This is a genomic window from Pseudoxanthomonas sp. LARHCG66, assembly GCF_052871755.1.
In genome coordinates, this window is sequence record NZ_JBIXJW010000004.1 from 69,091 (window position 1) to 81,511 (window position 12,421).

A 12,421-nucleotide genomic window follows, 5' to 3' on the forward strand; every position below is an offset into this window, starting at 1 on the left:
ACCCGTAGACTTGCCCCATGCTGCGCGCCCGCCGCCACCGCCGGATCCTGCTTGTATTGCTGTCGATCCTCGGCGGCGCGCTGCTGGTCATGGCGCTGGCCTACCACTGGGCCGGCACGCGCGCGCAGCGGGCGGAGACCGCGCAGCTCGACCGCCAGCTCGACCTGCATGCGCAGGCACTGCAGCAGCGCATCGACCGCTACCGCACGCTGCCGCAGGTGCTGGCGCAGGATCCGGATCTCCGCGATGCGCTCGCCGGGCCGGTGGACGATGCCCGCCGGAACGCGTTGAACCAGCGCCTGGAAGACGCCAACAGCGTCACCCGTTCGTCCACGCTCACGCTGATCGACCGTCGCGGCATCGCGGTGGCCGCGAGCAACTGGCGCGAGCCCACCAGCAACGTGGGCGAGGACTACAGCTTCCGGCCCTACGTGAAGCAGGCGCTGCGCACCGGGCGGGGCCAGTTCTACGGCATCGGACTGACCACGGGCGAGCCGGGCTACTTCCTGTCGCAGGCGATCAGCGGTCCGGATGGCAAGGTCGCCGGCCTGGTGGTGATCAAGATCGAACTGGACGCGCTGGAGCAGGAGTGGCTGCAGACGCCGGACATCGTGCTGGTCAGCGACGCGCACGGCGTGATCTTCCTCGCCAGCCGCGACGGATGGCGCTATCGCACGTTGAACGCGCTGAGCGATGCCGACCGTCGCGAACTGGCTGCCACCCGCCAGTATGCGCGGCAGAGGCTCACGCCCCTGCAGTCGCAGGACCTGTCCACGACGGATGCCGGCGCGCGGCGCGTGCAGTTCACCGACCCGGCGCTGGCCGGTGCGGTGCTGTGGCAATCGATGGCGCTGCCGGAGGAAGGCTGGCACCTGCACCTGCTGCACGATGCTTCGGCGATCACCGCCGCAGGCCGCACCGCCGCACTCGCGGCCGGCGGAGGCTGGCTGGCGCTGGCGTTCCTGGCGTTGTTCATGCAGCAGCGCCGACGCACCGCGCTGCTGCAGCAACGCAGCCGCGACGAGCTGGAAGCCGTGCTGCAGCAGCATGCGCAGGAACTGCGCACCGCGCAGGACGGCATCGTCGAGGCCGCGCGCCAGGCCGATGCCGGCCTCAGCCGCAGCCTGGAGCACCTGCCACAGGGCGTGGTGATCATTGATGCCGACCTGCGGCTGGTCGCATGGAACTCCCGCTACATGGAGCTGTTCCGCTTCCCGCCCGACCTGATCCATGTCGGCCGTCCGATCGAGGACGTGTTCCGCCACAACGCACGCCGCGGCCTGCTCGGGCCGGGACCGGTCGAAGAGGCGATCCAGCGCCGGCTGGACCATCTGCGCAGCGGCAAGCCGCACATGCGCGAGAGCGAGAAGGACGATGGCGTGGTGCTGGAGATCCGCGGCAACCCGTTGCCGGACGGCGGCTTCGTCACCAGCTACGCCGACATCACCAGCTACAAGAATGCCGCCCGCGAACTGCGCTCGCTGGCCGATGCGCTGGAACGCCGCGTCGAGGAGCGTACGCGCGCGCTCGCCGCCGCCACGCAGGCGGCGGAGAACGCCAACCGCTACAAGACGCGCTTCGTCGCCTCGGCGGTACACGACCTGCTGCAGCCGCTGAACGCCGCGCGCATGTTCGTGTCGGCACTGCGCGGGCGGCTGCACGACGACGAAGCCCGCCGCATCGCCGACCACGTGGACAATGCGCTGACCGCGCAGGACGCCATCCTCAACAGCCTGCTGGACATCGCCCGGCTGGAATCGGGCACGCTGCCGGCGCGCGTGCGCGATTTCCCCCTGGCGCCGCTGCTGGAAACGCTGGCGCGTGAGTTCGGCATGGTCGCCGGCGAACGCGGCCTGACGCTTGCGTGCATTCCGACCAGCAGCATCGTGCGCAGCGATGAAGCCCTGCTGCGCCGCATCCTGCAGAACTTCCTGTCCAACGCGATCCGCTACACGCCGCGCGGGCGCGTGCTGCTCGGTGTACGTCGGCGCGGCGGACAGGTGCGTATCGAAGTGCACGACCAGGGGCCCGGCATCCCGGAAAGCCTGCAGGCGGAGATCTTCGAAGAGTTCCGCCGCCTCAACGACGGGGTGGTGAACGATCGCGGCGCCGGCCTCGGGCTGGCCATCGTGGAACGCATCGGCCGCGTGCTCGGCCACCGCATCGGCCTGCGGTCGCAGTTGGGGCGGGGCAGCGTGTTCTGGGTGGAACTGCCGCGCGGCGTGGCCAACGCCACGACAGCGCAAGCGTTGCCAATGCTCGATGACATCGACGATGGCTCGCCGTTGCGCGGTCGCCGCGTATGGTGCGTGGACGACGACCCGCGTGTCTGCGAAGCCACGCGCGCGCTGCTGCTGCGCTGGGAGTGCGAAGTGGACCTTGCGTCCGGTCCCGACGACGCGATGGCAGCGGCCGTGGCGGACCAGGCACCCGATCTCCTGCTGCTCGACGTGCGACTGGGCGACACCGACGGGCCGACGCTGTACGCGCGCCTGTGCGAACGCTGGGGCAGCGCGCCGCCGGTGATCCTGGTGACCGCCGAGCGCGACGAGGCACTGCGGGCGCTGGCGCTGGAGCGCGGTTGGGGCTTCCTCGCCAAGCCGGTGAAACCCGCGGCGCTACGCGCACTGATGACCCAACTCCACGTGCGCCGCGCGCGCTGAGGGACCCTCGCATGCCGTGCCGATGCTGACCTACGTCATTCCCGTCCTCGCCATCGTGCTGCTCGGCGCCGCGCTGCGACGGATGCGCCGAGTGCCCTCGGGCCTGTTCCCGGCGATGGAGTGGTTCTCCTTCTACGTCGCCTTCCCCGCGCTGCTGTTCGTTGGCACGGCGCGGCTGGCGCTGTCCGCCACCGACGCGCTCGACCTGTCGCTGGCCGCGCTGCTGCCCACGCTGCTGCTGACCGGCCTCGTGCTGCTCGCGCTGCGGTTCGCCAAGCGCCTGCCCGATCCCAGCCGCTCCTCGGTGGTGCAGGGCGCGGTGCGGCCGAGCAGCTACTTCGGGCTGGCGGTCGCGGCATTGCTGTTCCCGCCGGAGACCACCGCGATGGTGATGCTCGCGCTGGCGATCTGCCTGCCGGTGGTCAACGTGATTGCGGTCGTCGCGCTGGCCGCCTGGGGCCATGGCGATGCCAGCGCACGCGGCATCTCCCGGGCGCTGGCGCGCAATCCGATCATCCTGGCGACGCTGGCCGGCCTGCTGTTCAACCTCGGCGGCCTGCCGTTGCCGGTACCGCTGGCGGCGGCGCTCGACATCCTCGCCGACGCGGCGCTGGCGCTGGGCCTGCTGTGCGTGGGCGGTGGCCTGCAGTTCCGTCGCGACGATGTACGTCCGTGGCTGCTGGGCGCCACCTCCGCGCTGAAGCTGCTCGTGCTGCCGCTGCTGGCCGTGCTGGTATGCCGGTGGCTGGATGCCAGTGCGGCGGTGACCGTGGCGGCCTGTTTCTACGCCGCGCTGCCCACCGCGTCCAACGCGTACATCATGGCCCGGCAGATGGGCGGCGATGCGCCGCTGATGGCCTCGCTGGTGACCTGGCAGACCCTGTTGGCCGCCGCGACCGTCCCGCTGGCGATGCAGCTGCCTGCCTGGCTGGCCTGAGCCTCACTCGACCGGCGGCCCTTCCGGCTCCAGCGATTTCACCAGCACCGCCGCCTGCGTGCGGCTGTGGCATTCCAGCTTCTTGAGGATCGCGGTGACGTGCACCTTCACGGTGTTTTCCGCCAGGCCCAGCTCGTGCGCGATCTGCTTGTTGAGCAGGCCGTCGGCCAGGCACAGCAGCACGCGGAACTGCTGCGGGGTGATCTGCGCCAGCCGTGCGGCCAGCGCCGCATCCTGTTCCGAACGCTCCACCGTCAGCGGCGGGAACCAGGCGCCCCCATCCAGCACGGCGATCACCGCCTCGCCGATGGTCTCGGCCGGCGACGACTTGGGAATGAAACCGGCCGCGCCGAACTGCTGCGCGCGGCGGATCACGCGCGGGTGTTCGTTCGACGAGATCACCACCACCGGCACCTCGGGATGCTCGCCGCGCACATGCAGCAACGCCGAGAAGCCGTGTGCACCGGGCATGCTCAGGTCCAGCAGCACCAGGTCGGTATCCGGCCGCGCGTCCAGCGCCTGGCCCAGGCTGGCGGCGCTGGCGGCCTCGGACACCATCGCACCGGGCAACGCCTCGCGCAGTGCATGGATCACCGCATTGCGGAACAGCGGGTGGTCGTCGGCAACGAGGATGGCAGGCGAACTCATGCCGCCAGTGTGCCATCGCCGACCGCCGGCGCGGTTAGCACTTTGTGGCTAGGTGTCGTCCGACAACCGGTCCAGCCGGATGCGGTTGGCGAACAGCGAGAACGCCAGCATGCCGGCCAGGCCGTTGGCGCGGCTGACCCAGCGTGGCAGCCAGCGCGGCGGTGCCAGCACGCCGTCTTCGAACAGCGGCTCGAACGTGGCCACGTCCTGCAGCGTCATCTTGCCGGCGAACAGGCGACGGCACAGGCGCAGGCGGTCCTGCTGCAGCGAGTGGCGGAAGAAGGTGTGCACGCCGATCAGGCCACGCAGGTACACCGTGTCCTTGGTGAACGCCGCGCCGCCGGAGGTGGGCACGCCGCGGAACACGCGTTGCGCGGACGAGAAACTCTCCGCCGGGTTCTGTCCCGCGTCGGTGAAGTAGCGGAACACCTCGATGAAGTCCGCGCCGGCCAGCGCCATCGCTACCGCCTCGATGCGCAGACTGATGCGCTTCATCCGCTCGATGTCGATGCTGCCGGTGATCTGCTCGGCGAACGTGGCCAACCCTTCCTGCGTGGCGGTGACGCGCGGCGAGGCCAGCGCCAGGCTGGGCAGCACCGCCTGCTCGCGACCGTTCAACGCGGTCAGCGAATGCACCAGCGCTTCGTGCTGCAGCAGCTGGCGGCGGTCGTAGTCGCTGAAGGCCGCGCCGTGGCGCAGGCGAATGCGGGTGGCGCCCGCAGCGGCCTTGGCGATCAGGTTGCGGTCCAGCTCCACGGTGATGACGCGGCCATCGAAGAAGTCGTCCAGGTCCGCCTGCAACTGCAACTGCAACGCCGTTGCCGACACCGGGATCTGTTCCTCCGGCGCGAGCAGTTCGTGGTCCAGTTCGTTGGCGATGGCGATGAAGTGGCCGGCGGCGTCGCGCGTGGTCGGCCCGTCGCCGGGCAGGCATTCCTCCGGCGTACCGAACAGCGCGACCGAATGCGTGGTCACCGCAGGCGTCCCCAGCGACTCCAGCAACTGCGCGGCGATGTCCCAGCTGTGAACCGACTCGCGCAGGTAGCATCCCAGCGGATGCGCGGCGTCGGCCGCCGCCGCGATCGCGGCCAGTTCGCGGCGCGCATCGCCGAAATCGAGCCGCGGGTAGGCGATCACCGGCAGCTGCGGCTGGCCGCGCGCCACGCCGTCGAGGAATGGCGCCTGCACGTCGGCCGGCCAGCTGGCCAGGCTCAGCAGCTTGATGCCGCGCACGGCCTTGACCAGGCGCGCGTCCAGCGCGGCGTGATGGGCGATGTCAGGCTGCATGTGGTCCTCCCGGCCGCCACTGTAGCCCAGCCTGCGCGACAGCCGGCACAACCACGGCTGCTCGACTATGCTCGGCATTCTTCCAACGGTGCGGGGGCAGCGTGCTGGAACTCGATGCGGTGCAGACGCTGGCCTTCGCGGGCCTGGCGCTTTTCCTCGGCTATGCGCTCTGCCGCGTGGTCCCGCTGTTCTCCCGCTACAACCTGCCCCCACCCGTGATCGGCGGCCTGGTGGTGGCGGTGGCGGTGCTGTTCGCGCGCAGCCGCGACGTCACCCTGTTCACGCTGGACACCAGCCTGCAGACGCCGTTGATGATCGCCTTCTTCACCACCATCGGCGTCAACGCCAGCGTGGCGCTGCTGAAGATCAGCGGCCGGCAGGTCGTGGTGTTCCTGCTGCTCGCCACCGCGTTCGCCATCGCGCAGAACCTGCTGGGCGTGGCCGTGGCGATGGGCTTCGGCCTGCACCCGCTGTTCGGCGTGCTGGCCGGTTCCACCACGTTGACCGGCGGTCCGGCGACGGGGCTCGCGTTCGCGCCGCTGTTCGAACAGGCGGGCGTGGCCGGCGCGGAATCCATCGCGGTCGCGGCGGCGATGGCGGGCATCCTGTGCGGTGGCCTGATCGGTGGCCCGGTGGCCACCGTGCTGATCCGCCGCCACAAGCTGTACGGCGGCGTGCGCCTGGGCGCGCCGGACGAATCCGCGGCAGAGCCCGCGGGCGCGCGCGATACGCCCGACTTCGCCACGCGCGAGCATGCCGCCCTGAAGAGCATCGTGGTGATCCTGGTGGCGATGTGGCTGGGTGCCGGGGTCAGCAACGGCCTGGAGGCCATCGGCATGACCCTGCCGGCCACCGTCGGCGCGATGATGGTCGGCGCGATGATCCGCTACATCGACGACCGCACTCGCTGGATCGGCCTGCCGGTGGCGACCACCGACCTGGTCGGCAACGTCTGCCTCTCGCTGTTCCTGGCGGTGGCGCTGATGAACCTCAAGCTGTGGGAACTGGCGGGACTGGCCGCGCCACTGCTGGTCAACCTGGCGCTGCAGGTGGCGCTGGTGGCGTTGTTCTGCGGCGTGGTGTTCCGGGTGATGGGCCGTGACTACGATGCCGCCGTGATGGGCGGCGGTTTCATCGGCTTCATGCTCGGCACCACAGCGAATGCCATGGCGGTGATGCGCACGCTGGTGGAGCGCTACGGCATGGCGCCGCGCGCGTTCCTGGTGGCGCCGCTGGTGGGCGCGTTCTTCATCGACTTCACCAACGCGCTGATCATCACCGGCTTCATCAATTTCTGGGATTGAGGCAATCGGCTGCTGGGCGGCGTGAAGCGATCGCAGCCCCTTGACGAGCCCCCTTGGTAAGGGGGCGATTCGCGCCAGCGGCGTAAATGGGGGATCGGCAGCGTCAGCTGGGGCCCACGTTTTGCAACGCAAAGCGTGGGAGGTATTTCGCGCGACGCGCGAAGAACCTAGCGCTTGCCGTATTTGTCGGTCAGCCGCTTGTTCAACGCCTTGTTCTGCACTTTGGCATTTGCCTTGTCGGCCAGGCGACTGGCGAGCTTGTCGGCGGCGGCGGCCACTTCGTCGCGCAGCTTGAGGTAGTTGAGGAAGCGGCCTTCGTCCAGTTCTTCACGCTCGATCGCCGCACGCACCGCGCAGCCGGGCTCGCGGTCGTGCGAGCAGTCGCGGAACTTGCACTGCGCCGCCAGCGCCTCGATGTCGGCGAAACCGCCATCGGCCAGGTCTTCCTCGCCGGTGGGCTTCAGTTCGCGCATGCCGGGCGTGTCAATCAGACAGGCACCCGCCGGCAGCGGGATGAGGGCGCGGAAGGTGGTGGTGTGACGCCCGCGCGAATCGTTCTCGCGTACTTCGCCGGTCTTCATCCGTTCGTCGCCGAGCAGCGTGTTGGTCAGCGTGGACTTGCCCGCGCCCGAGGAGCCGACAAGCACGACGGTGTGGCCGGGCTCCAGCCACGGCACCAGCTGCGCCACGCTCTCGGGGTCCTTCGCGTTGACGGTGAACACCGGCACGCCCTGCGCGGTCAGATCGGCCAGCACCTCGACCGCGTCGTCGGCGTACTCGGTGCGGTCGGCCTTGGTCAGCACCACCACCGGTTGCGCACCGCCGCCACCGACCAGCAGCAGGTAGCGTTCGATGCGGCGCGGATTGAAGTCCGCATCCAGGCCGCAGACGATGAACACCGTGTCGATGTTCGCCGCGATCACCTGCTGGTGGTAATGCTCGCCGGCCGCGCCGCGCTTGATGCCCGTGTGGCGCGGCAGCAGGGCGACGATGCGCGGGCGCTTGCCCGCCGCATCCTCCAGCAGCACCCAGTCGCCGACGGCGGGCCGTTCGTGCGCCGGAAAACGGGGACGCTGCCACTCCGGCAGCGACTCGGCCTTGACGCCCATGCCGGGCGCATCGGCGACCACGTACCCGGAACGGTGCTGCTCGATCACCCGCGCCGGGGTGGCCTGGGGATGTGCGTCCATCGCGGCCCGCCACGCATCGTCGTCCGGGGCGCCCGCATACGGCCATCCGATCGACCGCAGAAGGGTGACGTCGGACACATTCGGAGCGGGGGTTTCGGGCATGGGGCGGATTCTAGACGGGCACTGGAGCGGAAGGGCCGGAGAGGCTAAATATCCGTTAAGCTTGGCCTTTCTTCCCTTCTTTCACCAGCCCCGCGGTCCCGCCATGTCCACCCCGCCCGTCAAACCGCTCGCCACGCGCGAACGCCTTTCCGAAGTCCGCTACGAGATCCGGGGCGAACTGGCACGGCGAGCCCGGGAGCTGGAGGCGCAGGGGCAGAAGCTGATCAAGCTCAACATCGGCAACCCGGGCGCGTTCGGTTTCCGTGCGCCGGAGCATCTGCAGCGCGCGATCGCCGACGACATGGGCCGTACCGATCCCTACACGCACCAGCAGGGCCTGCCCTCGGCGCGCGAGGCCATCGCCGCGGCGTACGCCAAGCGCGGCACGCCGGATGCGCACCCGGACCGCGTGTTCGTCGGCAACGGCGTGTCGGAGCTGATCGATCTTTCGCTGCGCGCACTGTTGAATCCCGGCGATGAAGTGCTGGTGCCGTCGCCCGATTACCCGCTGTGGTCGGCCGCCACCATCCTCAACGATGGCCGCCCGGTGTACTACCGCTGCGATCCGGAGAACGACTTCCTGCCCGATCCGAACGAGATCGAGCAGCTGGTCAGCTCGCGCACGCGCGCCATCGTGCTGATCAACCCGAACAACCCGACCGGTGCGACCTATCCGCGCGAGCTGCTGGAGCGCATCGTCGCCATCGCCGCGAAGCACCGCCTGCTGCTGATGGTCGACGAGATCTACGACCAGGTGCTGTACGACGGCGCCACCTTCGTGCCGGTCGCGCCGCTCGCGGGCGACGTGCCGTGCATCACCTTCAGCGGCCTGAGCAAGGTGCACCGCGCCTGCGGCTGGCGCGTGGGCTGGGGCGTGGTGTCCGGCCACGGCGACGTGGTGCGCGACTTCCTGCATGCGATGGACCTGCTCAGCGCGCTGCGCCTGTGCGCCAATGTGCCCGGCCAGTACGCCATCGATGCTGCTGTGAACGGCCCGGACACCATCAGCGCGCTGTGCGCCCCCGGCGGTCGCCTATACGAGACCCGTCGCGCCGTGATCGAAGCCTGCGACGCCAGCGCGCATCTGGAGCTGGTGAACCCGGCCGGTGCGCTGTACGCGTTCCCGGCGGTGGTCGGCGATGCCGCCAAGGGCTTCGACGACCATGCGTTCGCACTCGAGCTGATGGAAATCGAAGGCGTGCTGGTCGTGCCGGGCTCCAGCTTCAACGTGCCCTACCGCCACCATTTCCGCGTCACCCTGCTGCCGGAAGCGGCGACGATGCGCGAAGTCTTCGCCCGCATCGACCGCGCCCTGTCGCGCCGCGCCGAGGCTGCCACCAAGGTGGTGCCGATCAAGGGCAAGTCGCGGCCGGCGGCGGCGTAAAACAACGCCACTGACCCGCTGTAGGAGCGACGTAAGTCGCGACCGCACGCCACGATGCAACCGATGACGCCCAATCGAGCGACGAACGGTGTCAACCGCGGCGTTGTATTCCGGATAACCGATCTTTCGCTCGCGACCCGGATTCACGGTCGCGACTCACGTCGCTCCTACAGGGGATCCGAAGAGCGCATCATTCACCCATGACAACGATCTCCGCCCCGCACACCACCGCCCTCACCACCGAGCTGCGCTATCTCGCGCTCGGCGACTCCTACACCATCGGCGAAGCGGTGGACGAAGCGGGCCGCTGGCCGATGCAGCTGGCGCGCCTGCTGCGGATGGAGGGTGTGCTGGTCGGCGACCCGCGCATCATCGCCACCACCGGCTGGACGACCGACGAACTGGACGCCGCGATCACCGCCGCCGAACCCCTGGGCGAGCATGACTTCGTCACCCTGCTGATCGGCGTCAACAACCAGTACCGCGGCCGCGACGTGGAGGAGTACCGCACGCAGTTCGCCGCGCTGCTGTGGCGCGCCATCGGCTTCGCCCGCAACCGGCCGGGTCGCGTACTCGTGCTGTCGATTCCCGACTGGGGCGTTACCCCGTTCGCCGCGCAGTCCGGCCGCGACGCCAGGCAGATCGCACAGGAACTGGACGCCTACAACGCCGCCGCGCGTGAGGTCTGCACGCAACGCGGCGTGGCCTTCGTCGACATCACCGCCGTGAGTCGCGCGCGTGGCACGGAACCGGCGATGCTCGCCGGCGACGGCCTGCACCCTTCCGCCGCGATGTATACCGAATGGACGCGACTGGCATTCCCCGTCGCACATCACCTGCTGGCATAAGCCCCTCTCCCTTCGGGAGACGGGTTGGCGTGCAGGTCGGAGCATCGGGCAGTTTCCTGCATCGCCGATCCTCATCCGGCGATGCGCGCCACCTTCTCCCGGAGGGAGAAGGATTCAAGCGGTGATGCCCAACGCATCATGTGCGGCCTCTGCTTCCGGCAGCACCGTGCGGTAGCCCTGCGCGTCCAGCCACGCCAACAACTGCGCCAGGATCGCCACGTTGTGTCCATGCGCCGCGCCTTCATGCAGCAACACGATGGCGCCCGGCGCGATGTCGCGGGTGATGCGCGCCAGCACCTGCTCCGGCTTGCAATCGACGCCATCGAAGCCGCGCGCATTCCACGCCACGCGCGCCAGTCCGTGACGCTTCAGCGACAGGCCGACGAAGGGATTGGTCATGCCCACCACGCTGCGGAACCAGCGCGGCGTCTGCCCGGTGATGGCCGTGAGCAGCGACTGGCTGCGGCTGATCTCGTCTTCCAGCGCGCCCGGGCCCAGCCGCCAGAAGCGCGTGTCCGGATGGCTGGCGCTGTGGTTGCCGATGCCGTGCCCCCGGTCGCGGATCGCCTGCACCCGATGCGGCTGCGCCAGCGCGCGCTCGCCGACCAAGAAGAACGTGGCCTTCGCGCCATGCCGGTCCAGCAGGTCCAGCATGGCGGGGGTGTCCCCGGACGGGCCATCGTCGATGGTCAGCCACACCACGCGCTCGTCGGTGGGCAGGCGCGACAGGGCCGGGCAGAACAGGGTGGCACGCGGGTACAGCGTGGCCCACACCACCAGCAGGTGCGTCGCCAGCATCGCCGGCACACCGATGCGCCACCCGTAGGTCCACCACAGCCACGCCACACCCACTTGCGACAGCGCCAGCAGGCCCAATATCAGACCGGGACGGCGTGGCGGACGATGCAGTGTTCCCGGCGTGGTCATGCCCCATGATGCCACGGGGCGTAAAATCCGATTCCCCACGCCCTTCACGCATTCCGGTAACTGCCATGTCCCTTGATCCCGCCCTGCGCTCGCGCATCGAATCCCTCCTGCAATCCAACCGCGTGGTGCTCTTCATGAAGGGCCAGCCGACCATGCCGCAGTGCGGTTTCTCGGCCAAGGCGGTGGGCGCGCTGTCCGCGCTGGGCGTGGACTACGCCCACGTCAACGTGCTGGCCGACCAGGACATCCGCGAGGGCATCAAGGTCTACGGCGACTGGCCGACCATCCCGCAGCTGTACATCGACGGTGAACTGGTCGGCGGCAGCGACATCATCGAACAGATGACCAACTCCGGCGAACTGGCCACGCTGCTGGGCCTGGAAGCCCCCGACCGCACCCCGCCGGCGATCACCATCACCGCCTCGGCCGCCGAGATGCTGCAGAACGCCGTGGCCGACGCCGGGCCGGGCGCGGCGCTGGCGCTGTCGATCAACGCGCAGTTCCAGCCCAACTTCCAGCTGGCGCAGTTCGACGCCAACGCCATCGCCAGCGAATCCAACGGCGTGCGCGTGCAGTTCGACCTGGCCAGCGCGCGCCGCGCCGACGGCATCACCATCGACTGGGTCGACGACATCCGTGGCAAGGGCCTGGCCATCGACAACCCCAATGCACCCAAGCCGGTGCAGGCGCTGTCGCCGATGGACGCCGATGCGAAGGTTCGCGCCAGCGAAGTGCTGCTGGTCGACGTGCGCCCGGCCGACGAGCGCGCCATCGCCTCGGTGAAGCTGCCCTTCAAGACCTTCGACGGCAACGGCCGCGCCGAGCTGGAAGCGTTGCCGAAGGACACGGCGCTTGCCTTCCTGTGCCGCAGTGGCGGCCGCAGCCAGCAGGCGGCGGAAGAGTTCCTCGCACTCGGCTTCACGAACGTCTACAACATCACCGGCGGCATCAACGCCTGGGCCGACGATGTGGACGGCACGATCAGCAAGTACTGAGTCGCGTCTTCGCAGACACCGAAAAGGCGGGCTTCGGCCCGCCTTTTTCGTGGCAAATGTAGAGGAGCGACCCTGTAGGGTGGGCCCGGCCCACCACCACGGAAGGTCAAGACCTTGGCGGGGTCATGCTGTCACG

General features: G+C 69.5%; 10 protein-coding genes. 6 read left to right on the forward strand and 4 right to left on the reverse strand.

Annotation, left to right across the window (positions count from 1 at the left end):
• Positions 1-20: 20 nt before the first annotated feature.
• Complete coding sequence (locus tag ACIPRS_RS13075; protein ID WP_446539099.1) at positions 21-2,663, forward strand: hybrid sensor histidine kinase/response regulator; 2,643 nt, start codon at positions 21-23, stop codon at positions 2,661-2,663.
• 22 nt (positions 2,664-2,685) lie between these two features.
• Positions 2,686-3,600 (forward strand): AEC family transporter, encoded by a 915-nt coding sequence (locus ACIPRS_RS13080; RefSeq protein ID WP_446538846.1) that lies wholly within the window; start codon positions 2,686-2,688, stop codon positions 3,598-3,600.
• A 3-nt stretch (positions 3,601-3,603) separates the two neighbouring features.
• Here the strand turns inward: ACIPRS_RS13080 and ACIPRS_RS13085 are convergent, their stop codons facing one another.
• Entirely contained in the window at positions 3,604-4,248 is a 645-nt protein-coding gene (locus ACIPRS_RS13085) for a response regulator transcription factor (RefSeq protein ID WP_337732377.1), read from the reverse strand.
• A gap of 48 nt (positions 4,249-4,296) precedes the next feature.
• Positions 4,297-5,535, reverse strand: a complete 1,239-nt coding sequence (locus ACIPRS_RS13090) for a flavohemoglobin expression-modulating QEGLA motif protein (protein ID WP_337732534.1) — start codon at positions 5,533-5,535, stop codon at positions 4,297-4,299.
• A 101-nt stretch (positions 5,536-5,636) separates the two neighbouring features.
• Here ACIPRS_RS13090 and gltS point away from each other — a divergent pair, with 101 nt between their 5' ends.
• Positions 5,637-6,839, forward strand: coding sequence for a sodium/glutamate symporter (gene gltS, locus ACIPRS_RS13095; RefSeq protein ID WP_337732378.1), 1,203 nt, complete (start codon positions 5,637-5,639; stop codon positions 6,837-6,839).
• A gap of 167 nt (positions 6,840-7,006) precedes the next feature.
• Here gltS and rsgA read toward each other — a convergent pair whose 3' ends face one another.
• Positions 7,007-8,131, reverse strand: a complete 1,125-nt coding sequence (gene rsgA / locus ACIPRS_RS13100) for a ribosome small subunit-dependent GTPase A (RefSeq protein ID WP_337732379.1) — start codon at positions 8,129-8,131, stop codon at positions 7,007-7,009.
• A gap of 103 nt (positions 8,132-8,234) precedes the next feature.
• On the opposite strand from rsgA, the gene ACIPRS_RS13105 reads away from it, so the two are divergent.
• Both ACIPRS_RS13105 and ACIPRS_RS13110 read left to right on the forward strand, forming a co-directional pair.
• Positions 8,235-9,515, forward strand: a complete 1,281-nt coding sequence (locus ACIPRS_RS13105; RefSeq protein WP_337732380.1) for a pyridoxal phosphate-dependent aminotransferase — start codon at positions 8,235-8,237, stop codon at positions 9,513-9,515.
• A 200-nt stretch (positions 9,516-9,715) separates the two neighbouring features.
• Entirely contained in the window at positions 9,716-10,363 is a 648-nt protein-coding gene (locus ACIPRS_RS13110) for an SGNH/GDSL hydrolase family protein (protein WP_446538847.1), read from the forward strand.
• A 114-nt stretch (positions 10,364-10,477) separates the two neighbouring features.
• Here ACIPRS_RS13110 and ACIPRS_RS13115 read toward each other — a convergent pair whose 3' ends face one another.
• A complete protein-coding gene (locus ACIPRS_RS13115; protein ID WP_337732382.1) occupies positions 10,478-11,290 on the reverse strand; it encodes a polysaccharide deacetylase family protein in 813 nt (270 codons plus the stop codon).
• A gap of 65 nt (positions 11,291-11,355) precedes the next feature.
• Between ACIPRS_RS13115 and grxD the strand changes: the two genes are divergently transcribed.
• Positions 11,356-12,285, forward strand: coding sequence for a Grx4 family monothiol glutaredoxin (gene grxD, locus ACIPRS_RS13120; protein ID WP_446538848.1), 930 nt, complete (start codon positions 11,356-11,358; stop codon positions 12,283-12,285).
• The last annotated feature ends 136 nt before the right edge of the window (positions 12,286-12,421 follow it).

Coding starts and splice junctions, on each gene's coding strand:
- ACIPRS_RS13080 (WP_446538846.1), top strand. CDS start 2,686: ATGCTGACCTACGTCATTCCCGTCCTCGCCATCGTGCTGCTCGGCGCC.
- grxD (WP_446538848.1), top strand. CDS start 11,356: ATGTCCCTTGATCCCGCCCTGCGCTCGCGCATCGAATCCCTCCTGCAA.
- ACIPRS_RS13085 (WP_337732377.1), bottom strand. CDS start 4,248: ATGAGTTCGCCTGCCATCCTCGTTGCCGACGACCACCCGCTGTTCCGC.
- ACIPRS_RS13115 (WP_337732382.1), bottom strand. CDS start 11,290: ATGACCACGCCGGGAACACTGCATCGTCCGCCACGCCGTCCCGGTCTG.
- ACIPRS_RS13110 (WP_446538847.1), top strand. CDS start 9,716: ATGACAACGATCTCCGCCCCGCACACCACCGCCCTCACCACCGAGCTG.
- ACIPRS_RS13090 (WP_337732534.1), bottom strand. CDS start 5,535: ATGCAGCCTGACATCGCCCATCACGCCGCGCTGGACGCGCGCCTGGTC.
- ACIPRS_RS13105 (WP_337732380.1), top strand. CDS start 8,235: ATGTCCACCCCGCCCGTCAAACCGCTCGCCACGCGCGAACGCCTTTCC.
- rsgA (WP_337732379.1), bottom strand. CDS start 8,131: ATGCCCGAAACCCCCGCTCCGAATGTGTCCGACGTCACCCTTCTGCGG.